The following is a 26,089-nucleotide window of genomic DNA, read 5'->3' as shown; positions in this document are numbered from 1 at the left end:
TATGTTCAAAAATCAATCCATGCAGGCTCGCCTGATTGTCGCTTTCATCTTTATGGGGCTTCTGGTGCTAATTGTCGCCTTGGTCGGTCTGAGTGGCAGTTCTCGCTTGAGTAAGCACATTAATACCTTAGCCAAGAATAATGTTCCTAGTATTTCTGGGCTGTGGAAAATTAACGAAGGAAAAACCCAGATTCAATCATCAGAAAGGGGTTTGCTGGATATCAATTTGACCAAAGAAGGGCGACAAGATGAAATCGGTCGCATGGATAACGCTTGGAAGCAAATTCAAGAGGGATTTCATCAATACGAAGCGGCTCCTAAGTCAAGCGAGGAAGAAAAGAAAGTCTATCAAGAATTTTTGAATCAGTGGGATGTGTGGAAGAAAGCCCATGATCAGTTCTTGAGATTGAATCTTCGGTTCGAGAGTCAGGGAAGTGTCAATGTATTGGACAATTTTACTGGAGGATTTCAGCCCGTAGACTCTGGATTAAAAGCCCTGGAAAACCAAGTTGAGGCAAACCGTCAACCATCTCAAGCGGTAACGAATCTGCTATTGACATTGTTAAAAATTAATGAAGACTTGGCATCCCAAACCGAAAAAATCTCAGAACAAGATGTTTCTCAAGTCGGATTTTGGGCTTTTGTGGCGATTATTATTGGGCCGGGAACCGCTATTTTATTTGGAATTTTCTTTAGTAATACCATCGCTAAACCACTTGGGGCAAAGATTGCCGGGGTCGTTGATATTGCTCACCGGATTTCATCGGGAGACTTAACCAGTGAAATTTCCCTAGCCGAGCAGCAAGATGAAGTTGGGCAATTACAGAATGTTTTTTACACCATGAATAAAGACCTGAATGCCCTAGTTAATCGCATTCAACGCTCAGGAAATCAAATCACCAGTTCTACCGACCGAATTACAGCTTCTGGCAAAAACCTTGAAGCAACCGTAGCAGAACAGGTGGCTTCAACCAATGAAGTCACAGCAACGGCCCATCAAATTGCCACGACCTCAAAGCAATTAGTGAAAACAATGGAGCAGGTGGCTGTCATGGCAGAACAGACAACCATAGCCGCAGGTAACAGTAAAGACAATCTGCATCACATTGATTCCGTGATGCGCCAGTTGTTAGAAGGGACTAAGGTAATTTCTTCTAAGCTGGAAGTTATGCACCAACGGGCTAATAATATCAGCCAGGTGGTGACAACGATTACAGTTGTAGCCGATCAAACTAACTTACTGTCCCTGAACGCCGCCCTCGAAGCGGAGAGAGCCGGAGAATATGGGGCGGGGTTTGCGGTGGTGGCCAGGGAGATTCGGCGATTAGCTGACCGCACCGCCGTTGCCACTTTAGAAATTGAGCAGATGATTAAGGAGATGCAATTAGCCGTGTCTATTGGTGTCGCTGAGATGGATAAGTTTACGAAATCCGTCGTTAACAGTGTCGAAGACGTAGACCGCATTAGCGACCAAGTGGCGGAAGTGATTCAACAGGTACAGGGATTAACCCCTCGCTTTGAGCAGGTGAGTCAGAGCGTTGATGAACAATCTCAGGGAGCGCAACAAATTAGTGAAGCAATGGAACATCTGAGTCAAGCATCTCAACAGACGGCCGACTCGTTACGAGAAACCAGTCATGCCTTAGAACAGCTTGACGAAGCAAGTCATAGCTTAAAAACAGAGATTTCACGATTTAAAGTAATAGTATAAAAATAAGGAATTAAATCATGGAAAGTTATATTGATACGGTATCTATCATACCTGATAATTCTGACCCTCCAACTCTCAATGATTGTTGGAATAAAATTGGGGTGATGGGCGATCGCTCCTGTGGCGAACTCAAGACCGTGATCCACTGCCGAAATTGTAAGGTTTACTCTGCCGCGGGACGCAGCTTATTAGAGCGTGAGGCTCCACCCGAATATCTCCAAGAATGGACGGATATCTTATCAGAAGCTTCCACCCAGGAAACCGAAGTCGGAGAAGGCACGTTAGTTCGGGCGACAGACACCCTTTCCGTGATCATTTTTCGTCTGGGTAACGAACGATTAGCATTGCCCGTTAATATCCTCCAAGAAGTCACTCCTCTCTACACGATTCATACCGTCCCTCACCGCAGAAACTCGGTATTTTTGGGATTAATCAATATTCGCGGTGAAACCCTGCTCTGTATTTCGATCAGAGACTTGCTGGGCTTAGAACCCGTCACCGAATCCGTAGATTTCTCGAATTCGATTAATCCCCAACGGATGATTGTAGCGGGGAAAAATGAGAACAAGTGGGTTTTTCCTGTGGATGAAGTTCATGGAACCTATCGCTTCCATCTCAATGAGTTTAAAGACGCTCCCGTTGTCATTTCCAAGGCATCAGAAGCTTACACCAAAGGAGTCGTGACCTGGCAAGGCAAGAAGATCAATTTTTTGGACTCCGAACTCTTGTTCTACACCCTAAGTCATAAGGTTTTTTGATGGAGCAGGGGAGGCAGGGGGGTCATCGGTGTCAACTTAATGCTAAAAGCCTTGAACTAAATTTCAGGCTCAAAGCTAAAACCCGTTAAAACGGGTTAGGAAAGACAGTTTTAGTCATCTTTAGATGACTTTAGCTTTTAGCCCGAACTTTAGTTCAGGGCATCGGGAGCTTAAATTGACACCAATAACCCCCCTGCTTCTCCTCCTGCTCCCCCTGCTCCGCCCTGCTTCTCCTCCTACTCCCCCTGCTCCCCCTGCCTCCCCTGCTCCTCCTCTCCTCCCTGTTCCCTGTTCCCTCTTTTAGGAGTTCTGTATGAGTGATGATTCGATGATCGAGCTATTTCGCCAAGAAGCTCAGACGCAGGTTGCGATCTTGACTCAGGGACTCCTGATCTTGGAAACCAATTCCCAATCCGAGGAAATCTTACAAGCCTTAATGCGAGTCGCCCATTCCATTAAAGGTGCGGCTCGGATTATTTCTCTGGATGCGGTGATTAACTTAGCCCACTGTATGGAAGATTGTTTTGTAGCAGCACAGAACAAGATTATTACCTTGGGCCCAGAACAAATTGATGTTTTACTCCAAGGCGTTGACTTATTTCAGGCTGTCAGTCAAGTCCCCGAAACCGATATGCTTTCTTGGCTAACTGAAAACATTGGAGAGTTTGAGGCCTGCTGTGCTGCAATTAGAGCATTGCTACCTCCAGATTTTAACGCTCGATCATCCTTAGTCAACGTTGATCAGAGTTCGGAGATTACTCCAACTCCTCATCAAGAAAAGGTCGCTTTAGAAGCAATCACTATCCCCAATGATCGGGTTGTGCGGGTTAGTGCCGAGAATTTGAATCGAATTATGGGGCTCGCGGGTGAATCTTTGGTTGAAGCCAATTGGCTGCAACCCTTTGCCGATTCCTTTACGGCCCTCAGATACCGCCAATTAGAGCTTTCCCGACTTCTGGAAACCCTCCATACTGCCTTAGCGAATACGGCGATTAGTCCTGAAAGCCAACAGGTTGTGGATACGGCTCGACAGAAGGCCCAAGAATGCCGGGAAATTCTCACGGATCGTTTGGGTGAACTGGAACTTTATGCCCGTCGCACCACTAACTTGAGCGATCGCCTTTACCGAGAAGTAATCGCCTCCCATATGCGTCCGTTTGTGGATGGGGTACAGGGACTTCCGCGCATGGTTCGTGACCTCTCCCGACGATTAGATAAACAGGTGAAATTCCAGATTGTTGGTCAGTCTACCCTAGTTGATCGAGATATTCTCAAAAAACTAGAAGCCCCCCTGACTCACATGATCCGCAATGCCGTTGATCATGGGATTGAATCTCCAGAGGAGCGTGAGGTATCAGGGAAGCCCGTTGAGGGGACAATTCGCCTGGAAGCGTTTCATCGCGGTGGAATGCTGGCGATTAGTGTTTCTGATGATGGTAAGGGCATCGATCCCAATTACATTCGTCAACATATTGTCGATCGCAATTTAGCTTCATCGGAAACGGCGGCACAACTGACGGAAGCTGAAATCATTGAATTTCTGTTTCTCTCTGGATTTTCGACCACTGACCAAGTGACGGAAATTTCCGGGCGAGGGGTGGGATTAGATATTGCTAAAAGCATGGTGCAAGAGGTGGGTGGCACTATCCGTGCTGTCTCTCAATTGGGAAATGGAACCAGTTTTCACTTTCAGCTTCCCCTGACGCTATCGGTCGTGAGGACGTTGATTGTTACTATTTCTGATGAACCTTATGCCTTTCCCTTGGCACGGGTGGATCGAATTGTTAAACTCGACAAGTCTGAGATTTATGTTGTTGAAGGTCGCCAATATTTTACCAAGGATGGTCAAAATATTGGGTTAATTGCCGCCCACGATATTTTAGATTTGCCTGAAACACTCCCCGATTCCGATGCCCTTTGCGTTGTTGTGATTAGTGACCAATCTAACGCTTATGGTCTTTTTGTAGATGAGTTTCTCGGTGAGCGAGATTTGGTGGTGCGTCCCCTTGACCCCCGTTTGGGTAAGGTTCGGGATATTAGTGCCTCTGCTTTGATGGATGATGGCTCCCCGGTTTTAATTTTAGATGTTTCTGATTTAGTCCGAACCATTGACAATATGCTCAATAGTGGTCAATTAAGACCTGTTGATGTTAATAAAGCCACAAGCAAAAAAGGCAGTGATGTCAAAGGTATTCTGGGCAAACATAAACGAATTTTAGTGGTGGATGATTCAATTACGGTGCGAGAAATGACCCGGAAACTGTTACAAAATCGGGGCTATGATGTTGATGTTGCTGTGAATGGTATGGATGCTTGGACGGCTATTCGCAGCAATTCTTATGATTTGATTGTTAGCGATATTGATATGCCTCGGATGAATGGGATTGAATTGGTGAAGCAAATTAAAGAACATCCTAAATTTCAGGTTATTCCTGTAATTATTGTTTCCTATCGCGATCGCGAGGATGACCGCATTCAAGGCATGGAAGCCGGAGCAAATTATTATCTGACCAAAAGCAGCTTTCACGATGATACATTAATCAATGCAATCATTGATCTGATTGGCAGATAAAAGGCTGAATTCCCCATTCGTAATTCGTAATTCGTAATTCGTAATTCCCAATTCCCAATTCCCAATTCGTAATTCCCTGTTCCTTGTTATAAAGATGAAAATTGCGATTGTTAATGATATGGCTATGGCAGTAGAAGCACTCAAACGAGTGGTTTTAACTGTTCCCAATTATCAAGTTGTCTGGATTGCCCGCGATGGTAAAGAAGCCGTTGACCGTTGTGCAAAAGATACTCCTGACTTGATTTTAATGGATTTGTTCATGCCCATTATGGACGGTGTGGAAGCGACTCGCCAGATTATGCAGCAGAGTCCCTGCATCATCTTGATCGTGACGGCAAGCGTGGGAAACCATGCCGGAAAAGTGTTTGAGGCGATGGGATATGGGGCGCGTGATGCGGTGGATACTCCGATTTTAGGAACTCAAGGAAGCTCAAATTCTCACCAACCCTTACTTGCCAAAATTGTCACCCTCAGCAAGCTGATTGGCAAATCATCGACCCCCTCCACGCCTGCACTCCAAACCTCAAAACTGACTTCATTCTCTAAACCCTCTACCCTACTTCCTCGGCTTGTGACCATTGGTTCCTCAACGGGTGGGCCAAAAGCTTTAGCCACGATTCTCTCCCGACTTCCTGCCAATTTTGGGGCGGCGATTGCCATTGTCCAGCACGTCGATCAGCAGTTTTCTGCGGGTCTGGTAGATTGGCTGAATCAACAAACCCCTCTGACGGTGCGATTAGCTAATATTGGCGATCGCTTAGAAAAGGGTATTGTCCATATTGCCGGAACTAACGATCATCTGAGTATCCGTTCTGATCTCACATTATATTACACAAAAGAGCCTGTTAATTATCCTTACAGACCCTCTGTAGATGTGTTTTTTAAGAGTCTTGCCCAACACTGGCATCATAAAGAAATTGCTGTATTACTGACGGGGATGGGACAAGATGGTGCTGATGGACTTAGGGTTTTACGTGAGACTGGATGGCATACGATCGCTCAGGACGAAAAAAGTTCGATTGTTTATGGGATGCCTAAAGCCGCTGTTCAGTTAAATGCAGCCGTTGAAGTTTTGCCTCCTGAAGCGATCGCTAATACTTTAATTCAGCGAATCAATAAGGGTAGTTAGTTAGGCTGAAGTTTATCCTAAAATATTCCTCTAGTCAACCTTTTTTCTGTTCTAAAATTTTTTAATAAATTCAGTATTTTTACTTAATTTTACCTCTCCAATTGAACCCATATAAAAGTTAAGATTGGGGTCAACTCAAATTAAAAATTAGTATAGATTTAAAGGGCGATCGCATGGTATTCTATACAGATAGATTCATTCTAATATCACCTAAGAATCCTACTATCTACCATGAGCAAGAAAAAATTAATCGATGCTGTAGAAAAACTGTCAAAGGAAGCCCATCGCAGTCAAGAAGAACAGTTTTTTATTAGAATGCTAAAACAGGTTTGGCAAATTGACTGGTCTGTTCCTCCATCTGAGGTCTGGCGTAATCTGACATCCCGAAATCAAGACTATTTCTTTGGTTTTATGGAACTCGATGATGGAGATGAAAGAGAAGAAAACTGGTTACTCGGCTCTTTAGATGCGATCGTTGAGTCGTTGATTGAGAAAAATAGCGATAGTCAATGGAAAATTAAAATTGTAAACACCATTGATGAATTAAATCAATTGCGTTTAAAGATTCAAAAGTAAAGGCTGATATAGCAATCCCAAATAGGTTGTAATAATTTATAACTGACATGAAACGGCCAGAAGTATTATCTGGTGTTGCCCGTGCCCTATTCCCTTTTCCCTTTTCCCTAATATGATAGCGTTAGATTGGCGACTCAAACCCGGATATTTAAACGAAGGTTGCTCAGATTTTGAATCTGTACACATTTTGCTGGGATATTTTATCGCAAATCGTCATTCACCAACCCCCTTACCCAATAAGTCGCTGCTCACGGAAAATGAAGCCTTTGAATGGGGAAAAGGCAGACCTTTAGAAAAGGTGATTAACTGTCAGTCAGATTTTGAATTTCTGATGCAGCATCCTCGGCTTTTTCGGAATGCGATCGCGATTATTGAACCTTGGGAACACGTTGGTTATAATCCTTTAGGGGAGCACGTTCGAGCCTCTCTAAATGTTGCCTATATTGCTCAAACAATTGCGGACTGTGACTCAATTTTGTTTCCTTTATGGTCATCAGGATTACTTGATCCTGAAACAATTATTCCGGTGATTTCTTCAGGGTTGGCGGTGGTTGTGGAAGGCGGAGATCCATCAGTCCGGGATGCTTCTAGCTTTGCAGGAAGCCAATCTTCTCTCGCAGATTTACATTTATTTGTGGAAAAGTTACTGTTATCTCGAACACCCACCAGTGCCCCCGCAATTTTTATTTGTTTAGGACATCAATTAGCTGCCCAAGGACACATTAATCTGATTCAAAAGGCGGTGCAACAGGTGCTAGATTTAAGCCAATTAGAGAACGATTCATCAGGAAAAACCCTCAAAGCCTTGCAAAATGTTTGTCAAGAAATTGAAAGGATTGGGAATTCTCTTTCTGTTAAGAAAAAGAATGGTAATATCGTAGCTCGAAGTTGGCATGATCCTGAATTTGCTGTGGGGCCAAACGAATTTAAAGAAGTGGGCGATCGCCAGTTACATCATTATGAATCCCCTGATAGCGAAAGTTCAGGAATTCCCCAAGAATTAATTACAGTTCATGAAGTAACCGCCGACGAATTTGAAGGAGTGATTGATACTTCCATCGAATACGAACACGAACTAAATATTGCCATGTTTCACTCAGATGAAGTGAATGAAGAAGCAATTCTCTTTGCAAATTGGGCCTATAGATTGCTCCATGATACGATAATTTCCCATCGCCATATTCTCGCCGGAAGTCCCCTATCTTGGCTGATGCAAATGCCTTATGCGATAGAAATTCTGTGTTCAACAGCCCATGAAGATGAAATTCTCACCGAATGTTCTGCTACCTGTATCAACTATAAAGATTTTGAAAGTAAGTTAATTCGGCGCTCCTTTACTTGTCAATTTCACCCGGAATTGTTATCAGATTTGAGGTCAGTAGGTTTTCGCAAACATCCCGAATATTCTGAACTTAAAAAAGATGATGGAGCGAGGTTATTTGCACGGCTTTTATATGCAGGAATGCAGGAATAAACCCGAAAAAACACCTTGCTTAAAGAACCTTAATTAAAAGTTACAATAAAGGAAACGAAATGCCTAAAAAGTGTGATACGATGTTTTGGTACTAAGTTTTATCGTAATCAAAAAAAAGCAACAGGAAATTAACTATGTTAGCCAATATTAGTGAACGTAAAATTCATCAATTGCGATGGGTACTTAGCATTGGTTGGCTAATCTTAATTTTCTCCCTCTTTTACGATCCCTTAACACCTTGGCTAACTTATCCAGATAATACTCTTAGCCCTCTAAAACTTAATTTAGAAAACTGCGTAATAGTTCAAGGAAGTTGTTTAGAAGAAGCCCCGTATGCTTTGGGCGCACCCATATTTTGGGGAATAATAGTTCCTTCTAGTATTTTTATTTTGCTAGTTTTTGGACACGAGTTTTGGCGACGGATTTGTCCTTTATCTTTTATTTCTCAAATTCCACGAGCTTTACAATGGCAAAGACAAAATAAAAGTGTTAATCATAAAACAAACAAGGTAAAAACTGAATTAGTTAAAGTATCGAAAGATTCTTGGTTGTTTGAAAACGCTATTTATTTGCAATTTAGTCTGTTTTTTTTGGGATTATGTTCTCGAATTTTGTTTGTTAATTCTAATCGTTTAGCTTTAGGAATCTTTCTTTTGGGGACTATTGTAGCCGCTATTGTAGTGGGTTATTTATATGGTGGTAAGTCTTGGTGTCACTACTTTTGTCCTATGGCTCCAGTACAGAAAATTTATGGTGAACCTAGAGGATTATTAAATAGCACTGCCCATGAAGATAATGAACAAAAAATAACCCAATCTATGTGTCGTATTATCAGTAGAGAGGGTAAAGAACTGAGTGCTTGTGTCGCTTGTACTAATCATTGCATGGATATTGATGCGGAACGTTCTTATTGGGAAAATATTACCCAATCCAATCGACAATGGTTATACTATGGTTATGTGGGTCTAGTGATTGGTTATTTTACCTATTATTATCTATATGCAGGAAATTGGGATTATTATATTTCTGGAGCTTGGGCGCATGAAGAAAACCAATGGGCAAATTTATTAAAACCTGGTTTTTATGTATTCGGACAAGCAAGTTTTATTCCTAAATTAGTCGCAGTTCCTTTAACTTTGGGAATATTTACTTTAGGTGGATATTGGCTCGGCAAAAACCTCGAAAAACGTTATAAATCTTATTTATTAAGAAACACCAATTCTGTAAATATTGAAATTATCCGCCATCGACTTTTTAGTCTCTGTACTTTTTTTATTTTTAATTTCTTCTTTATCTTTGCTGGTCGAAACTTTATTGCATTGTTGCCATTATTTTTCCAATATCTATTTTCTGTTTCGATTGCTATTTGCAGCACGTTATGGTTATATCGCACATGGGAACGTAGTCGAGATATTTACTTAAAAGAAGGGTTAATCAATCGTTTGCGAAAACAATTACAAAAACTCAAGCTGGATATTTCTCGCTTTTTAGAAGGGCGATCTCTAGCTGAATTGAGTACAGATGAAGTTTATATTTTAGCAAAAGTTCTGCCTGGGTTTAATCAGGAGAAACGGTTACAAATCTATAAAGGAATTTTAAGAGATACTCTTGATGAAGGTTATGTGGATGTAAGGGACAGCTTGGTCAACTTTAAACAAATGCGTTTACAATTAGAAATCTCCGACCAAGAACACGAAACTATTATCACAGAATTAGGAACAGAATATCCAGACTTATTTTCTCCTACAAAAATTCATAGTAGGGAAAATCTGTTGCGGTTAGCTGGTTATCGGGAAACTCTGTTAGAAACAATCCTCAGTTCTTGGCACAATCAACCCGATAAAGCCAAAATAGCAGAATTATTAAAAGCATTTACTGGACAATTTTCCCTTGAGGCTTTAGAAGATGTCTTACAAACTTTATCTCCTGAAGATTTGAAAACTGTTTATACCATTAGAAAACAATACGGTATTACTCCAATGGAAGAAGAAGATGCTTTAAAACATACTGATTCAGAGCAACTCTGGAAAGCGATCACTAATCAACTAAGTTTACTAAATAATTTAGATTCAGAAACAAAAATTTTAGAACTATTTCAAAAATTTGATGCAGATCATTCTGGTTACATTACTATGGAAGAATTGAAACTATGTATCCACCATAATATAGATTCTAATGTTACTGATACTCAAATCGAAGCCATGTTCAAATTAGCGGATACTAGCGAAGACCAACAAATAAGTTATGAAGAATTTTGTGACATTTTAGCAGTTATTGGTTTTTCGTCATTGAAAAACTGAAAAGTAAATTAACAAATTTTTTTCTCCATTAAAGGCAGAGATTAAATCTTTTAAATCTCCCAAATTTGTTAAAAGATACCATCCTTCTTCCTCGCGCTTCCCTATTAGACTAATCATATTTTACCGCAATTTGGCTCCATTCCCTCTAGCTAAGGTTTTTGACGGGGTTGTCACCCCGTGAGCTATTTCCTGCTATATTTAAAAGGCTTGGCCTGTGAGTGCATTATTCGATAGTTCAGTGGGTATTGCAGTTGATTTACTAGAGAATAGATCAGATAAAACTGAACCCGGGCTACGTTCGAGTTTAATTGAGACTGAATCCAGTGTTCCCGCTAATCCCAATGCTTGAGCATTATTGAGAATTGTGCTAGTTAAATTTGTGGTAATATCTTGATAGAAATCGTTAGGATTGGGATAATTTGTGAGAAAATCTGTAGCAAAGTTAGCCAGGGGAATAATATCGGGGAAGGTTCCTAAATTATCAACATGATTAATATTAATCGTTGCATCTGCAACCGTTCCCCCCTGAACAGGTATTAACAGATCTTGGAATTGGAGTTTCACAAGTTGATCAGAATTTCCTGTTGCAGTTTGAATAGATTGACTAACAAAAGGATAGGGCAACACACCAACGGGTTCACGGAGAAGTTCGACGGATAGAGCGTCAAATGTTCCAGCAATTCCCAGGGTTTGGGAATTATTAATAATTGCTTTAGTTAAATTATTGCTAATATTTTGATAGAAATCATTGGGATTGGGATAATTCGTAAGAAACTCTTTAACAAAGTTGGTGACAGGGATGATATCGGGGAAATTTTCTAAGCCGTTAACCTGATCAATACTGAGTACGACATCGCTAACTGTGCCGCTTTGAACGGGTACACCCAGATTTTCTATTTTAAGCCGCAGAGTTTGGTCAAATGTAGCCATAAAACCTCAAAACTAAAGACATGGGTAGTCTAGCATCCTTTGTTATTTTTTAGATGTATATACGTAAAAGTTATACCCCCTATAACTTTTACGGATTGGGCTTTTTAGGTATGTTTGATCTTAGCTGTTCTCACAGTAGAACCAGACACAACATTAACGGAATCACCCGTCTGGATTCTACAATTACCCTGATCTCAACCTCAATATAATTACCTTTGATCCTGCTATTGCTTAACTCAGGGCTAACACAATTCCTATTTTATAAGATTCCTAAATTTAAACATTAATCAAATGTATTTTTAAGCTATAATCCTTTATGATTCTAAGATTTATATTGCCTTTATGGGCAATCCACCCGATAATTTAGGGAATGCAAGAGTAATGACAAATTTAGATCCGGTAAAACTTAAATTTTCCCGCCCACTGATTGAGGTGGGTAGGAAAATATTATTAGTCTCTAATTGTTACCGACCAGCATCTTCTGATGTGATCAAAACTCGCTGACCGAATTCTCCAATCTTAACAGACATACCATCGGAACCATGGAACTCATAACGATCAACAACACCACTGGTTTCAGATTTATTGACTGAAGCAATTTGAAATGTAGGTACATATTTCTTCAGTGCTGTCATTACCGCAGGAGGAACTTCACTTTCGGAAATATCACGTTCTACTTCTTCAATACCACCGTTAGTATAAACATCGACCTCAACTTTCTTCCCGTTTAGGGTGCCTTCAATTTCAATGACGGGTAAGCCATTATCACCCAAATCCCAGTTAGCCATTGTCCATTTGGCATTAGGAAGTGCCCGTTTAGCAGAAAGCAAAACTTGAGGGGGAACATCTTTGATCTGAATATCAACATTTTGTGCTGAGACGGAAAATGTCCCAGTTGTCAATAGTAAGAAACCCGCTAAAATAATTGTCGAACAAAACCCTTTGAATACTTTAAACATGAATTGGAGTCCGTAAAAAATCAGGAATGTAGTTAATCTACCATGCTTGTATTAGATTTTTCTTGAGATAGGTATGCTTAAAAATAATAGAGCTATAATTATAAAACATACGGATTTTTTTGAGGGTGTTTATGGAATTACGTCATCTTAAATATTTTGTTGCTGTTGCAGAAGATCTTAACTTCAGTCGTGCTGCTGTACGGTTGTATATCTCACAACCTGCGTTAAGCCGCCAAATCAAAGATCTTGAAAATGAACTGAGTGTTATGCTATTTTTAAGACAATCGGATGGATTAAAACTCACAGAAGCCGGGAAATTTTTTCTCGAACAAGCTAAAGATATTTTGAATCGTAGTTATGTTTCTGTGCAAACCATTAAGGCTAATTACACCAATCAAGATCAACCTCTAGTGATTGGCTATATCCCAACCATCCTCCAGAGTTTTCTAGGTCAAACCCTACAGAGCTTTGGACTTGCCTATCCTCAAGTTGCTGTAAGTTTTCGGGAGATGTCGCCAAGTGAGCAAGTTAAAGCGTTGCGAGATGGCGGAATTAATATTGCCTTTATGGGTAATCCACCCGATAATTTAGAAGAAGAATTTATGGTCAAATGTATTAAGAAAGTGCCTATTATTGCTCTGCTATCCAATCAACATCCCCTGGCAAATCAAGCCTCAATTAATCTAGCTGAACTTGCATCGGAAAAATTTATCGGGATGTCTGAAGAAACGTTTCCAGGGCGAAATGATCGTATCCATGATGTTTGCCGTTGCGCTGGCTTCATCCCCAATCTACATCTATTTGCTGATAGTCATGCCTCAATGATTGCTTTGGTTGCCACAGGGCAAGGGGTCGCAATTATGCCGAGCGAGGCAGAAGCATTGCCCCATCCTCAAACGGTATTTGTAAAGCTCAACCATCCCCTATACTACTCCCGCTCAACTGCGGTCTGGAGGAAAGAAACACCCGCTAAATATTTAGATAAATTTTTAACAATTCTGTTGAATTATGTTGAATAGTTGTATATAATTATGGTCTACTTATCTTTTGAATGTTAATCAAATTTCATGATCAAATTAATTAAAAACTCAACTTGGTTAGACTTAGCAATTGATTTAAAAAACTCGGTTATTCTAGCTATTTGGCGGCGAGTAATCGGTACGATGATCTTTGCTTTACTGATCACCATTGCCTATCACCAAGGATATGCTGTAAATCAACCGATTCTCTCCACTTTAATTCCTGGAATCGTTCTGGGATTATTATTGGTTTTTAGAACAAATACAGCTTATGACAGATTTTGGGAAGGTTGTAAACTTTGGTATGACTTGATTAATGCAGGTCGAATTTTGTGTCGGAATATTTGGACAATTGTTCCCACAAATAATGCTGAAGACTTAGGGAAAAAAATAGCTCATATTAGATTAGTTGGTATATTAATAATAGCTATTAAATTGCATTTGAGAGATGAAAGTATTGATGATAATATAGCAGTATTAATGAGTCCAGAAGATTATTTAGAACTTCAAAAAGCCAATAATGTTCCCCTGAGAATTATTAATTGGTTTGCCGAATATTTTCGCCAGCTTTATTATGACCAGAAAGTCATTCCCTATAGATTTTTTATTGAACTCAATCGCTCTTTAGACCAAATTATCATGTTATTGAGTGGTTGTGAACGAATTTTAAACACCCCCCTTCCTAGACCTTATTCAATTCATCTCAAACATTTATTATTGTTATATTGTTTTGCTTTGCCTTTTCAATTTGTCAAAGAACTAGATTGGTTTACTATTCCGGTTGTGGGAATTATTAGCTTTGCCTTATTAGGAATAGAAGACATTGGTGTAGAAATTGAAAATCCTTTCGGTTATGATCGCAATGACTTACCTTTAGATCAATTTTGCCAAAAACTACAAGCTGAAATCGAAACAGAATGGGTTGATTTGAATATTTTTACACATAAAAATAGTGAGATTAGGGAGTCAAATGGTCAACTAATTTAAACCCATTGCTTAACTAAAAAAAAGGTTATTATTTCCCAGGTATTTAGCAGAAATGAGTCATCAAATCGAATCAGGATAATCCTAATCATGAATATGAAATCATCTTATTCAAATTCACCTATTGAACTTGTTGAAACGAGCTTTGAGAAAATCAAGCCCCGCGCGGTCGAATTTGTCGCTAGTTTTTATGAAAATCTGTTTGCAGCTTATCCAGAAACTCAACATTTATTTGGAAAAACTGATATGGATAAGCAGGGAAAAAAACTGCTTAACTCTCTAATTCTATTAGTTGAAGGTTTACGCACACCTGAATTGTTAGTTCCCATTCTCAAAGATTTAGGGGCTAGACATAAAGGCTATGGCACAGTTGCAGAATATTATCCCCTTGTCGGCGACATTTTATTACAAACTTTTGCCGATTATTTGCAAGAAGATTGGACTCCCGAAGTTGCACAAGCTTGGCTTGAGATTTATACAACTACCTCTAATTTAATGTTAGAAGGTGCAGGGGTAGATATTTCTCAGTTAAGCCCACAGCCAGAGATAGAAAACCCTCCCTCACCGCCTCAAATATCCATTTCCTTAGCTAAAGAAACAACCCCACAATTATCGACAACTGTACAAATAGAACTTGTTGAAACCAGCTTTGAAAAAATCAAGCCCCGGGCGGTCGAATTTGTCGCTAGTTTTTATGAAAATCTGTTTGAAACTTATCCCGAAACCAAACGTTTATTTGGTAAAATTGATATGGAGAAGCAGGGTAAAAAACTCCTAAATTCTCTAATTTTATTAGTCGAAGGTTTACGCACACCGGAAGCGCTAATTCCTGTTCTCAAAGATTTAGGAGCTAGACATAAAGGCTATGGTACAGTTACAGAATATTATCCCCTTGTCGGTGACATTTTATTACAAACTTTTGCCGATTATTTGCAAGAAGATTGGACTCCCGAAGTCGCACAAGCTTGGCTTGAGATTTATACAACCACCTCTAATTTAATGTTAGAAGGAGCCGGGGTAGATATTGCTGTAAAATCAGAAAAACCGGAAATCAAAGCTATACCCTTTCCCTCAACAACAGGGGAAACTGTCTCACCCAAAGCGGGGAAAATGGGTACAGGGAATACGACGCCTGAGCAACGTAATTTAAGTCCAGTCCTGAGACTGATATTACAACCTCTAAAACCCATTCAAAATAGTTTTAAATATAGTTTACAAAAAATTAATCAATGGTTTTGGGAGTCACCAACTTGGTTAGTCGCTCTTATCATTGTTTCTGTTTTGGTTGGAGTCTTACTGATTAGTCCCGAAGGTTCGTTTGTCGCTAGAATTTTGGGAGCAGTTGAAGGTATTAGTATAATCGCAGCTTTAATTCTATATGTCAAAGAAATTCCTGACCGAAAAAAAGAATTTCATTATCAAGTTTGGAGTGTAATTGATGCGGCTCATGGTGTTAAAGTTAGCCCAGCCAGAATTATTGCTTTACAAGATTTGAATGAAGATGGAGTTACTTTAAATAATTTAGATCTACCCGGAGCAAAATTAGTCAGAATTAATCTTCCTAAAGCTGATTTGAGCGAAGCTAATTTAACTAAATCCGATCTGAATCATGCTGATCTAAATCATGCTAATCTGGGAAATGCTTTACTAGCTCGCGTCAACCTGACGGGGGCTAATTTGAGTTATGCTAACTTGGGTTTTGCTAAACTAAGTTATGCGAATCTGAGTAGTGCTAATTTGAATTATGCCAACCTAATTTGTGCGGATTTAAGGGATACAAATTTGAGTGGGGCAAATCTCAGCAACGCAAATCTGAGTGGTGCAGATATGAAAGATGCTTATTTAACAGGTGCGAACCTCAGAGGTGCTAATGTCAGTGAGTACGACTTGCGTGGAGCGTATCTCAAAGGTGCTATAATGCCTGACGGATCAAAACATCCTTAATCCTAATAATACCTGATCAGTTCTTTTGGCATAAACCTGTAAAAAAAGGAATAAAAATTCATGGAATTTAACAAAAATACCCTAGCCCAAACAATGGCTTTTTTACTCTCAATTCCTCCTGAAAGTAATTTAGCTAAGTTACTAAAATTATGCTTAGTGACTCAATATAATGGGGAAAATTTAGGTCAAAATGCTTTGGAAAAAAGCCAGGAATTAATTATCAACCCCACGGATTTACCCTATTGGATACAAGAAGTGATTCAAAGTAATGATAAAATTACACCGGAAGAATGGCAAGCTTTTGGACAAATGAATTTAACAGAGACTCAGGATTTTATCAATACTTTATTGGAAGAATTAAATAATTTGAAATTGTAATATTAATACAATGGGATGATAGGGATTTACAGCAGCTAATCATTTAAGAATTAGGGAACAGGGAACAGGGAACAGGGAACAGGGAATTAGAAATATGTAAATAATTATGTTTGGGTGCTTATAAGGGTTCTATTTCAATACTAACCCCAGTTTTTTTAGCATCGGGATCAAATTCAACAGTTAACTGAGGTAAACAACTTAAACGGTCATCAATTAACACCCCCGCACCATTTAAGGTTAAAGCATCCAAACAAGCACCTGCTAAATTATCAATATCGGAATTGGTGCGATGATTTCCGAATAACTTGATTACAATTGCTGCTTTGCGTAGGGGGAATTTATGGGTAATATTTTGTTCTGAAATTTGCCGATAAATTTCTACTTCTGCATGATTTCGCCAAGCGCGATAACGGGGCGGTAAATAGGTTCCATTCCGAGTCACTCTAGGACGAGCTTTCGGAACAACAACCCCAGGAATCATTAATTTAATAATTTCTGCGGATTTTTTAGGAGGTTTTGGCAGGTCAATGGGTGGAGTTTCGGGAGGATTAATAGCAGTAAATTCAACATCAATACTGGATTCCGTGGGGTTAATTTGAATGCGAGTAACAGGAGATTCTAATACTTCTAATTCTTCTGGAATAGTCGGGGTTGATTCACTTAAAATTATCTCCGATTCTGGTAGAGAGGAGCCACGGCGCGTCTGGGTATTTAATAAGGGCAATTCAGGTTCTAAAGATAGAACTTGAGGAGATTTTTCCGAACTATTTTCAACTTCATCCGTTAAATTTTTAGCTTGAGAATAGGGTAAAATTGGAATAACTAGGGTTTTTGTCGGTTCAGATTTGGAATCCATGGCTAAAGAAAAAATACCTGGATTTACCCCGGGCATTTTCCGGGCAATTTGCATATACATCGTGGCAGTTTGTTGGGAAAAGGTAAAATGTTCCTGAAACCAAACTTGCCAATGTTCCGGGGATAATTGCCCTTGAACGTGCAGTAACCATTCTCCCGCATTCCTAGCATGAATCAAGGAGGTTTGTGGGGCATCTAAACACTGTTTGTGTTCTTGATTAATCCGTTGAGCAAAATCATCTAAAGTCGGTAAAGGAGGCTGAGAATCGCTCAGGACTTGTAAATAGGTAGATAACATTAAATAAAAGTTTTGAAGTGCAACGGGGCTGCGATAAAAAATTTCCCCCATCGATAAAAATGGGGAAGTTACAGAGTCGGAATGGGGGTAAAAGGGTTGATTCAACTAGGATAATCAAGATAATGATTAATTCAGGCTATTCAGCTAAGTTGTAACATCTTTTATCCAAAATTATCGGTTTTATTTTTTGATGTCTGACTTAACTAAAACTCCTGGTTCTTTCTGCATGGGTAATACATCTAAAATATCGGTTTGAGCGCAATACTGCAAGTCTTCATAACAGCCCAAACGTAATAACCGTTGACCATGACTGGCATGATTTAACAGTTCAAACAGCTTGTTTTGCCATTGGGAATAAAGGGCAATAGCCGCGAAAACCTCATCATTTCCCGCACAATCATCTATGGGATGACCTATTTCATTGAGTAAATTTTGGGCCACTGCTCCCGCACAGGCGGTATCTTCGAGGGAAAAACTGCCTTCCCAACCGGAACCCAATACCCAAACGGTTTCCGGGTTTTCGGCGAGTAAATAGTCTACAACAGCCCGTCGATTAATAAAAGCGGCCGTCAAAACCACAGGGGAGGCTTGTACCCGTTCTAAACTGCGGGTTCCGTTGGTGGTGGTCATAAACAGTCGTTTGTCGGTGACGAATTCCGGGGTACAACTCAGGGGAGAATTACCTAAATCAAACCCTTCGACCTTGGCCCCACCCCGCTCACCGACCCGGATGCGTTTATCGGCGGGCCATTTATCGCTAGTTTGCATCAATGAATCAATGTCGCTGAACACCTGCACAGCCTCGGCTCCGGCGTTTAAAGCGGTGGCGATGGTGGTGGTGGCGCGTAACACATCTACGACGATGGCACAGTCGGGCAGAACATTCGCAGGGGCTAGTTCAGGAGTATGATAGACAAAAAATTTCACGGTTGGGGCTATGCTAGGTAAAATTATCAGTTTTTATTCTACATACAATTTGATCAAAAATTGATCATTAGATTAATTAGGCCTTAAAATTACTAATATTTTTAGGCAACTATAGCATAATTTCATGAAGAATCGACGAATTTTATTTTTAAGTAATGGTCATGGTGAGGATACCTGTAATGGGGAGATTATTAAGGCGTTATTATCCTTAGATGCAACGGTTGAAATGGCAGCTATTCCTATTGTGGGAGAGGGCAATATTTATCAGGGGTTAGGTGTGCCGATTCTGACCCCGACTCAAACTATGCCATCGGGGGGATTTTTGTATATGAATCCTTGGGTTTTTTTCAAGGATATTGCATCGGGTTTAATGGGTTTATTAGGCAAACAATTACAAATTATCGGGCAACGGGCTAGGGATTATGATATTTTAATGGTAACGGGAGATATTGTGGTAGCTGCGATCGCCTATTTTACAAAAAAACCTTATATTATTTTTCTATCTGCCTATTCGAGTTATTATGAAGGTAAACTAAATTTAGGGTTGATTTTGCCTTTTTTGCTCAAGTCTCCTCGCTGTTTAGCTGTGTTTACCCGGGATCAGTTTACCGCAGAGGATTTACAAAAACAAGGGATTAAAAAAGCTCAATTCGTAGGGACTCCCATGATGGATAATCTTACCCCAAAAGGAGTTAATTTAAACCTTGATTCGGAATCTCTAATGATTGCTCTCCTTCCTGGTTCTCGCCTTCAAGAAGCTAGAAATAATTTAATCTTGCTGTTAAAATTAGTTGAGATGATTGATAAAATTAGTTCTCGAAAAATTCAATTTAGAGTAGCTGCGGTGGCTAGTTTAATGACGGAATTAGATGAAATTGCACTATCTTTAAATTGGCAACATCACAACGGCAGATTAACTGATCAAAAGGGTTTAGAAGTTATTTGTTATTCTGATAGTTTTGCCGATATTTTAAATAGGGCTAATTTAGTCATTGGTATGGCGGGAACGGCCAACGAACAAGCTGTAGGTTTGGGAAAACCTGTGATTACAATTCCGGGTAATGGCCCAGCATTTACCTATCGATTTGCCGAGGCGCAATTAAGATTATTAGGATTATCCATTCAACTGATCGGAACCAAACCCGCAGATGATACTATATTAAACCAAGCCGCCCAAAAAGTCAATCAAACCTTACAAAATAGTGAATATTTAAAATTATGTTTAAATAATGGAGAACAGCGCATGGGAAAACCAGGAGGAAGTTTGCAAATTGCTCAGTTTATTAGAAACCGGGTTTCTTCAAGAAACCCGGTTTCTGGGAACCTATAAAAAAGTGTAAATGATCATGAAAAAATTCTTCTTCAGTAGTTTAATCTCTCTATTGAGTTTATCTCAACCCGTTTGGGGTCAAACTAATTCACCCACTACAAAAATTTGTCCTGCGGAATTAGAACCTGCGATTAATGCGATCGCAAATCGTCCTCAATTTCAACAGTCTCGGTGGGGAATTTTAATCGAAACTCTCACTAAAAATATAACCCTTTATAATCGAGATAGTCAACATTATTTTATTCCCGCTTCCACGGCTAAACTTTTAACAACCGCCGCCGCCTTACAAAAATTAGGAGCAAATTTTAAGATTAGAACTTCGGTTTATGGGGATGCTCAAGGCAATATTTATATTGTCGGCAGAGGCGACCCCAGTTTAACAGAAACTCAGCTAAAAGATTTAGCCCAACAGTTAAAAAAACGGGGAATTAATCAGATTAATCAATTAATCGCTGTAGATGGTTATTTTACGGGTTCACCCATTCATCCGACTTGGCAATGGGAAGACGTACAAGCGGGTTATGGAGCTCCCATTAATAGTTTAATCTTAAATCAAAATTCCCTGGACTTAAAACTAACTCCTCAAGCCGTAGGACAACCGCTAAAAGTCACCTGGGTACGACCCGAACAATCAACGGGATGGACAATCGAAAATCAAACTAAAACCGTTAAAGAAAATGAACCGGAATTTGTGAGAATTGGGCGAGATTTCAGCCAACCGATTATTAGAATTTCAGGACAATTAAGAGTTAATGGAGAACCAGAACAAGTTTATGCGGCTGTTATCGAACCAACCAATAATTTTATCCAACAATTCCAGAAAATATTACTAAATTCTGGAATTAAAGTATTAGAAACCTCAATAGCTTCTAATTTTGCCCATCCCCAGGAAGAATTAGCCTTTGTGGAATCTCCTCCTTTATCAGAATTAATTAAAACCACTAACCTAGAAAGTAATAATGTTTTTGCCGAATCTTTATTAAGAACATTAGGGGCACAAAATTCCCGGGTTGATAGTGTGGAATCAGGACTCAAAGAAATTAAATTAATTTTAAATCAATTAGGAATTAATCCCAATGCTTATCAACTATTTGATGGTTCAGGACTCTCCCGAAATAATTTAGTTACTCCTTTAGTTTTGGTACAAACATTGAGAATAATGGCGACTTCTCCCATTGCAGAATTATATCAAAATTCTCTGCCTATTGGGGGAGTGAGTGGAACCTTAAAAAGACGCTTTACAGATAATTCTGCCACGGGAATTGTACAAGCCAAAACCGGAACTATGACCGGAGTTACCTCCTTATCCGGGTATATTTCTCCCCCAGATTATCAACCATTAGTCTTTAGTATTACCATTAATCAAACTAATCTATCTACCCAAGAACTCAGACAAGCGGTGGATGAAATAGTATTACTATTAACACAATTAAAATCCTGTCCTTAAACCGTTGTTGCGCCGTTGTTGCGCTTAAGCGCATCTTATTATTCTATTTTAATCAAGATGTGCTGAAGCACAACAACGTTTGGTATAATATTGATTATATTTAATCAATAAAAGTTTAGGATGAACCCACCCACAGCAACTTTATTAGTTTCTTGTCCCGACCAAAAAGGTTTGGTGGCTAAAATTGCTAATTTTATATATTCTAATGGGGGAAATATTATTCATGCCGATCAACATACGGATTTTAGTGCTAATATTTTTTTAACCCGTATTGAATGGCAATTAGAAGGATTTAATTTACCGAGGGAGGTGATTTCACCGGCGTTTAGTGCGATCGCAAAACCTTTAAATGCGAATTGGGAATTGCGTTTTTCTGATACCATTCCTCGGTTATCAATTTGGGTAACAAAACAGGATCATTGTTTATTAGATTTACTCTGGCGATGGCAAGCAAAAGAAATTATTGCTGAAATTCCTCTAATGATTAGTAATCATGAAAACCTCAAACCCCTTGCCGATCAGTTTGGGATTAATTTTCATCATTTACCCATGACAGCAGAGAACAAATTAGAACAAGAAAATCAACAATTAGAACTTTTAAAACAACACCAAATTGATTTAGTAGTTCTCGCTAAATATATGCAGATTTTAACCCCTCAAATTGTCGATCATTTCTCCCAAATTATCAATATTCATCATTCCTTTCTGCCCGCTTTTGCCGGAGCAAATCCCTATCAAAGAGCCCACGAACGGGGGGTTAAAATTATTGGTGCCACAGCCCATTATGTGACCGCAGATTTAGACGAAGGGCCGATTATTGAACAGGATGTCGTGCGGGTCAGTCACCGGGACACCGTAGCAGATTTAATCAGAAAAGGCAAGGATTTGGAACGATTAGTTTTAGCTAGGGCGGTTCGTTTACACTTGCAAAATCGCGTGTTAGTCTATGGAAATCGAACCGTTGTTTTTGCTTAAGTTGTCGGTCAAAAGTAAGGAATTATCAAATGAGTCAAACCTTAGAAGATTTACAGATAGAATGGAACGCCATTCAAGCTCAAATGGATGCGGTCAAAGCTGAATACGATGGGTTAAGAAGTAAACGTTCTAACTTTCATGTCAGCATTTTATTATCCTCTGATTCTTCCCCAGAATCCTTAGCTTCCTTAAAACAACAGGCCCAAGATGAAGCCCAGAATTGGTCATTAAATTTACAACAACTTGACCAAGAAATTCAAGCCACTCGTATTAAATTAAGACAAATTCGGGCTAAATTAGCCGTTAAACAAGCTCAAATTTATCGATTTCAAGCTCAAAAAAATTGGATTGAACTCAAAAAAAATTACGACAGAATTAATCAATTATCTAATCGTTTAGAAGAAGAAATTCTTTTATTCTATAAAACTGCCCAAAACTTTGACCCTATTTCTGAAGAATGGATGCCTAAACATCCTCAATTATTGGAATTAGAAGTCACGAATATTCCCTATATTAAAACAGAGGAGAAACAATTTAAGCTAATTAGTAAACCGATTAATTTTAATCTGGAATGAAGCTAAAACAGGGGCTGACTATTTTTTTGTGGGTAGGAATTGCGATCGGAATTATGGTCGGATGTTATTCGGGATTACCCCAGGATAAAATAGAGCCAATCTCTGTTCATTCTCAACCTCAAATTACACCTTCTCCCGCCTTAATTTCTCCCCAACTGAAGACAATTGATCGCCCTCAACTCTGGAGTCATATTCAAGCGTTGGTTGGAGAAAGATCCCGAGAGTCTGATCGAGAATGGGTGCGAAATTATTTAATCAAACAATTAGAATTATCTAACTTTTCTCCCAGTTTACAATCTTTTGATCAGGGTGTTAATATTGTAGCTGAACATCCGGGGAGTAATCCCCAAGCTGGAGTTATTTTATTAGCGGCTCATTATGATACAGTTCCCAATTCTCCGGGTGCGGATGATAATGCTAGTGGGGTAGCTGTAATTTTAGAAATTGCTCGTTTATTGGCTCAAAAAAACAGCCCTCGTACCTTAAAAATCGTCTTTTTTGATCAAGAAGAAGTTGGACTTTTAGGCAGTTTTGCCTTTACGGAAAAACCCGAGAATTTGATCAATTTACAAGCAGCAATTATATTAGATATGGTAGGTTATGCCTGTCATGTAGCGGGTTGTCAAACCTATCCTTCAGGAATTGCTGTAACTCCCCTTTTAGAAGCCGCCGGAATAGAATTTCCCGACCGAGGAGAATTTTTAACCGTAGTGGGAGAAGTCCAAAATTTAGCGCTATTAAAAGTGTTTCAACTGGTCGATCAATCTTTGAGAAAATCTGCTAGATTTCCGCCCCTGGTTAGTCTCCCCATTCCCTTAAAAGGTCTAGCCACACCGGATGTTTTACGCAGTGACCATGCCCCCTTTTGGTATCAAGAAATTCCGGCGGTTTTAATTACTGATACGGCAAATTTGCGATCGCCCCATTACCATCAACCCAGTGATACGATCGCCAATTTAGATCCCAACTTTTTTGAAGGATCAGCCGAGATCATTTATAATGTTGTTTATCAACTTATGAACTATCAAACCATCGAGTTAAAACCAACAAATTAACATTTTAACGATGAATACAAAAGAAAATCTACGACAATTATTATTCGATCTGGATAATCGAGGTTATAAAGCTTATAAAGATATTGTAGGAACTTATGAATTTCCCAATTTTACCCTAATTATTGATTACGTTCAAGGCGATCCCTTTGCTGCACCCAGTAAATTCCGTGTTCAAATTCCCTCAAAAATTGCGGGATTTTCCCCAGAATTATATCGCACCCGCAGCCGTGAAATTGCCCTAAGAGACTATCTAATTCGTGAATTTGATCAAAATGCCATCGAGATCAGTAGCCATCGGGGAACGGGCAAAAGTGGCATGATTGCAGTCACAAAAATGGGTCAGGAAATATTAGAGCGGACAGCCGCTTCATTCATTAATATAACCGCCCCTTCTCCTAAACCCGTAATTAGTGGAAATCAAGTATTACAACGCGCCCATCCAACCGCTTCCACTTCAGAAAAAGGCGTAGAAATGCGTTTTTTTGTCGGACTTCCTGCCCGGGGAAGGAATATTTTAGGTCGTCAAGCCGCGATGATGATTTGTGATGATATTCCCACCCTTGTAGACCGATCTTTAAGATATGACAATTTAGATGCAGAGGCGATTAAACGTCATGTTGAAACGGCAGAAGATGCCGATTATATACGAGAACAATTAACCGAAAAAGCCTTAGTTGCCTTTGTCGCCAATGGTTCAATTTTACCTCGCCAAAGTGGGGTTGATAGTCACCCTTTAGCTGAAAATGTGATTACGTTTCAATCCCCAAAATCCTTAGAAGTAGAGTTTAATTGTCCCAACCAAGGATTAATAAAAGGCATGGGGATTCCTCAAGGAATCACGTTAATTGTCGGAGGCGGTTATCATGGCAAATCGACCTTATTAAAAGCGATTGAATTAGGGGTTTATAATCATATTCCTGGGGATGGTCGGGAATTTGTGGTTACTAATTCGGCGGCGGTAAAAATTAGGGCGGAGGATGGTCGCAGTGTGGCGGGAGTAGATATTTCTGCATTTATTAATCAATTACCTCAAGGTCGTTCGACAACGCAATTCTCAACAGAAAATGCCAGTGGAAGTACCTCCCAAGCTGCTAATATTATGGAGGCATTAGAAGCATTAGTTTTAGCCGAAAATTCTCCCTCAATTCCGGCGGTCTTATTAGTAGATGAAGATACGGCCGCCACTAATTTTATGATTCGCGATCGCCGTATGCAAGCCTTAATTGCTAAAGATCAAGAACCCATTACTCCTTTTATTGATGAAGTCCGCCAACTTTATACCGATCATTCTGTCTCTACGATTTTAGTTATGGGAGGGAGTGGAGATTATTTTGATGTGGCGGATCAAGTAATTGGAATGGAGAATTTTCAAGCCATAGAATTAACGGAAAAAGCCAAAGAAATTGCCCAGCAATATAGTACGGGTCGCAGTTTAGAAGGCGGAGAAAACTTTGGTGTAATTCGTCCTCGTATTCCTCTGGCCGAAAGTTTAGATCCCAGTCGGGGACGTTGGGATGTGCGGGTAAAGGTTAGGGATGTGGATGAAGTGTTATTTGGAACCCAAGATATTGATCTTTCTGCGGTGGAACAATTGGTTTCTCAAGACCAATTACGAGCGATCGCGGCGGCTATGGTTTATGCTAAACAACAGTATATTGATGGAGAAAAAACCCTACCCCAAATTTTAGATCAAATTATGAATGATATTGCCACCAAAGGGTTAGATATAATTGCCCCCTTTCCCCAGGGAGATTTAGCAATTTTCCGACGATTTGAATTAGCCGCGGCTATTAATAGAATTAGAACCTTAGAAGTCAAATAATCTTAAATTGCTCCTCCCTGCAAAATGGGAAGATAGCCCAACTTTAATTAATTCTCAAATTCATTTATTAA

The 26,089-nt window shown here is 39.6% G+C and carries 21 protein-coding genes; 17 read left to right on the top strand and 4 right to left on the bottom strand.

The window, feature by feature from the left end; all coding sequences use genetic code 11:
- Nucleotide 1 precedes the first annotated feature (1 nt).
- From PL9631_RS04500 to PL9631_RS04470, 7 genes are all read left to right on the top strand, one after another.
- Nucleotides 2–1,711, top strand: coding sequence for a HAMP domain-containing methyl-accepting chemotaxis protein (locus PL9631_RS04500; protein WP_083617487.1), 1,710 nt, complete (start codon nucleotides 2–4; stop codon nucleotides 1,709–1,711).
- A gap of 17 nt (nucleotides 1,712–1,728) precedes the next feature.
- Complete coding sequence (locus tag PL9631_RS04495; protein WP_083617486.1) at nucleotides 1,729–2,469, top strand: chemotaxis protein CheW; 741 nt, start codon at nucleotides 1,729–1,731, stop codon at nucleotides 2,467–2,469.
- Nucleotides 2,470–2,782: 313 nt separating this feature from the next.
- A complete protein-coding gene (locus PL9631_RS04490; RefSeq protein WP_083617482.1) occupies nucleotides 2,783–5,041 on the top strand; it encodes a hybrid sensor histidine kinase/response regulator in 2,259 nt (752 codons plus the stop codon).
- A gap of 94 nt (nucleotides 5,042–5,135) precedes the next feature.
- The gene (cheB, locus tag PL9631_RS04485) at nucleotides 5,136–6,170 is read left to right on the top strand and encodes a chemotaxis response regulator protein-glutamate methylesterase (protein WP_083617480.1); all 1,035 of its coding nucleotides are present in this window, start codon (nucleotides 5,136–5,138) and stop codon (nucleotides 6,168–6,170) included.
- Between the two features lie 231 nt (nucleotides 6,171–6,401).
- Nucleotides 6,402–6,746, top strand: coding sequence for a hypothetical protein (locus PL9631_RS04480; RefSeq protein ID WP_083617477.1), 345 nt, complete (start codon nucleotides 6,402–6,404; stop codon nucleotides 6,744–6,746).
- 112 nt (nucleotides 6,747–6,858) lie between these two features.
- Complete coding sequence (locus PL9631_RS04475; RefSeq protein ID WP_083617475.1) at nucleotides 6,859–8,220, top strand: hypothetical protein; 1,362 nt, start codon at nucleotides 6,859–6,861, stop codon at nucleotides 8,218–8,220.
- Between the two features lie 134 nt (nucleotides 8,221–8,354).
- Nucleotides 8,355–10,520: an EF-hand domain-containing protein gene (locus tag PL9631_RS04470; protein WP_083617474.1), complete on the top strand. Its 2,166-nt coding sequence runs from the start codon at nucleotides 8,355–8,357 to the stop codon at nucleotides 10,518–10,520.
- Between the two features lie 198 nt (nucleotides 10,521–10,718).
- Here the strand turns inward: PL9631_RS04470 and PL9631_RS04465 are convergent, their stop codons facing one another.
- Together PL9631_RS04465 and PL9631_RS04460 are read right to left on the bottom strand one after the other, a co-directional pair.
- Complete coding sequence (locus PL9631_RS04465; protein ID WP_083617472.1) at nucleotides 10,719–11,450, bottom strand: hypothetical protein; 732 nt, start codon at nucleotides 11,448–11,450, stop codon at nucleotides 10,719–10,721.
- A gap of 464 nt (nucleotides 11,451–11,914) precedes the next feature.
- Nucleotides 11,915–12,409 (bottom strand): hypothetical protein, encoded by a 495-nt coding sequence (locus tag PL9631_RS04460; protein ID WP_083617469.1) that lies wholly within the window; start codon nucleotides 12,407–12,409, stop codon nucleotides 11,915–11,917.
- 131 nt (nucleotides 12,410–12,540) lie between these two features.
- Here PL9631_RS04460 and PL9631_RS04455 point away from each other — a divergent pair, with 131 nt between their 5' ends.
- The 4 genes from PL9631_RS04455 to PL9631_RS04440 all read left to right on the top strand — a co-directional run bounded on the left by PL9631_RS04455 (nucleotide 12,541) and on the right by PL9631_RS04440 (nucleotide 16,734).
- The gene (locus PL9631_RS04455) at nucleotides 12,541–13,428 is read left to right on the top strand and encodes a LysR family transcriptional regulator (RefSeq protein ID WP_083617467.1); all 888 of its coding nucleotides are present in this window, start codon (nucleotides 12,541–12,543) and stop codon (nucleotides 13,426–13,428) included.
- Between the two features lie 48 nt (nucleotides 13,429–13,476).
- Nucleotides 13,477–14,415 carry a bestrophin family protein gene (locus PL9631_RS04450; protein ID WP_083617465.1) on the top strand — a complete coding sequence of 313 codons (939 nt, stop codon included), beginning with the start codon at nucleotides 13,477–13,479 and terminating at the stop codon, nucleotides 14,413–14,415.
- A gap of 93 nt (nucleotides 14,416–14,508) precedes the next feature.
- Entirely contained in the window at nucleotides 14,509–16,356 is a 1,848-nt protein-coding gene (locus tag PL9631_RS04445; RefSeq protein ID WP_083617732.1) for a pentapeptide repeat-containing protein, read from the top strand.
- Between the two features lie 60 nt (nucleotides 16,357–16,416).
- A complete protein-coding gene (locus PL9631_RS04440; protein ID WP_083617462.1) occupies nucleotides 16,417–16,734 on the top strand; it encodes a hypothetical protein in 318 nt (105 codons plus the stop codon).
- A gap of 118 nt (nucleotides 16,735–16,852) precedes the next feature.
- Here the strand turns inward: PL9631_RS04440 and PL9631_RS04435 are convergent, their stop codons facing one another.
- Complete coding sequence (locus PL9631_RS04435) at nucleotides 16,853–17,992, bottom strand: RusA family crossover junction endodeoxyribonuclease (protein WP_231516640.1); 1,140 nt, start codon at nucleotides 17,990–17,992, stop codon at nucleotides 16,853–16,855.
- A gap of 75 nt (nucleotides 17,993–18,067) precedes the next feature.
- Nucleotides 18,068–18,814, bottom strand: a complete 747-nt coding sequence (locus PL9631_RS04430; RefSeq protein ID WP_083617460.1) for a 2-phosphosulfolactate phosphatase family protein — start codon at nucleotides 18,812–18,814, stop codon at nucleotides 18,068–18,070.
- 124 nt (nucleotides 18,815–18,938) lie between these two features.
- Between PL9631_RS04430 and PL9631_RS04425 the strand changes: the two genes are divergently transcribed.
- The 6 genes from PL9631_RS04425 (at nucleotide 18,939) to PL9631_RS04400 (ending at nucleotide 26,018) form a co-directional block, all read left to right on the top strand.
- Complete coding sequence (locus PL9631_RS04425; protein WP_083617458.1) at nucleotides 18,939–20,144, top strand: lipid-A-disaccharide synthase-related protein; 1,206 nt, start codon at nucleotides 18,939–18,941, stop codon at nucleotides 20,142–20,144.
- A 16-nt stretch (nucleotides 20,145–20,160) separates the two neighbouring features.
- Entirely contained in the window at nucleotides 20,161–21,591 is a 1,431-nt protein-coding gene (gene dacB / locus PL9631_RS04420; protein WP_083617456.1) for a D-alanyl-D-alanine carboxypeptidase/D-alanyl-D-alanine endopeptidase, read from the top strand.
- Between the two features lie 120 nt (nucleotides 21,592–21,711).
- Nucleotides 21,712–22,566, top strand: a complete 855-nt coding sequence (gene purU, locus PL9631_RS04415; protein WP_083617454.1) for a formyltetrahydrofolate deformylase — start codon at nucleotides 21,712–21,714, stop codon at nucleotides 22,564–22,566.
- Nucleotides 22,567–22,595: 29 nt separating this feature from the next.
- On the top strand, nucleotides 22,596–23,141 hold the full coding sequence (locus tag PL9631_RS04410) for a hypothetical protein (protein ID WP_083617452.1): 546 nt from the start codon (nucleotides 22,596–22,598) through the stop codon (nucleotides 23,139–23,141).
- Complete coding sequence (locus PL9631_RS04405) at nucleotides 23,138–24,196, top strand: M20/M25/M40 family metallo-hydrolase (RefSeq protein WP_083617449.1); 1,059 nt, start codon at nucleotides 23,138–23,140, stop codon at nucleotides 24,194–24,196. Before PL9631_RS04410 ends, PL9631_RS04405 begins: the two co-directional genes overlap by 4 nt.
- 10 nt (nucleotides 24,197–24,206) lie before the next feature.
- The gene (locus PL9631_RS04400; protein WP_083617447.1) at nucleotides 24,207–26,018 is read left to right on the top strand and encodes an ABC-ATPase domain-containing protein; all 1,812 of its coding nucleotides are present in this window, start codon (nucleotides 24,207–24,209) and stop codon (nucleotides 26,016–26,018) included.
- Nucleotides 26,019–26,089: the final 71 nt, after the last annotated feature.

Origin of the sequence: Planktothrix paucivesiculata PCC 9631 (genome assembly GCF_900009265.2) — a bacterium.
GTDB classification, from domain to species: Bacteria; Cyanobacteriota; Cyanobacteriia; order Cyanobacteriales; family Microcoleaceae; genus Planktothrix; species Planktothrix paucivesiculata.
The sequence above is the reverse complement of the archived record's forward strand: the minus strand, read 5'-3'. Positions and strand labels throughout refer to the sequence as shown.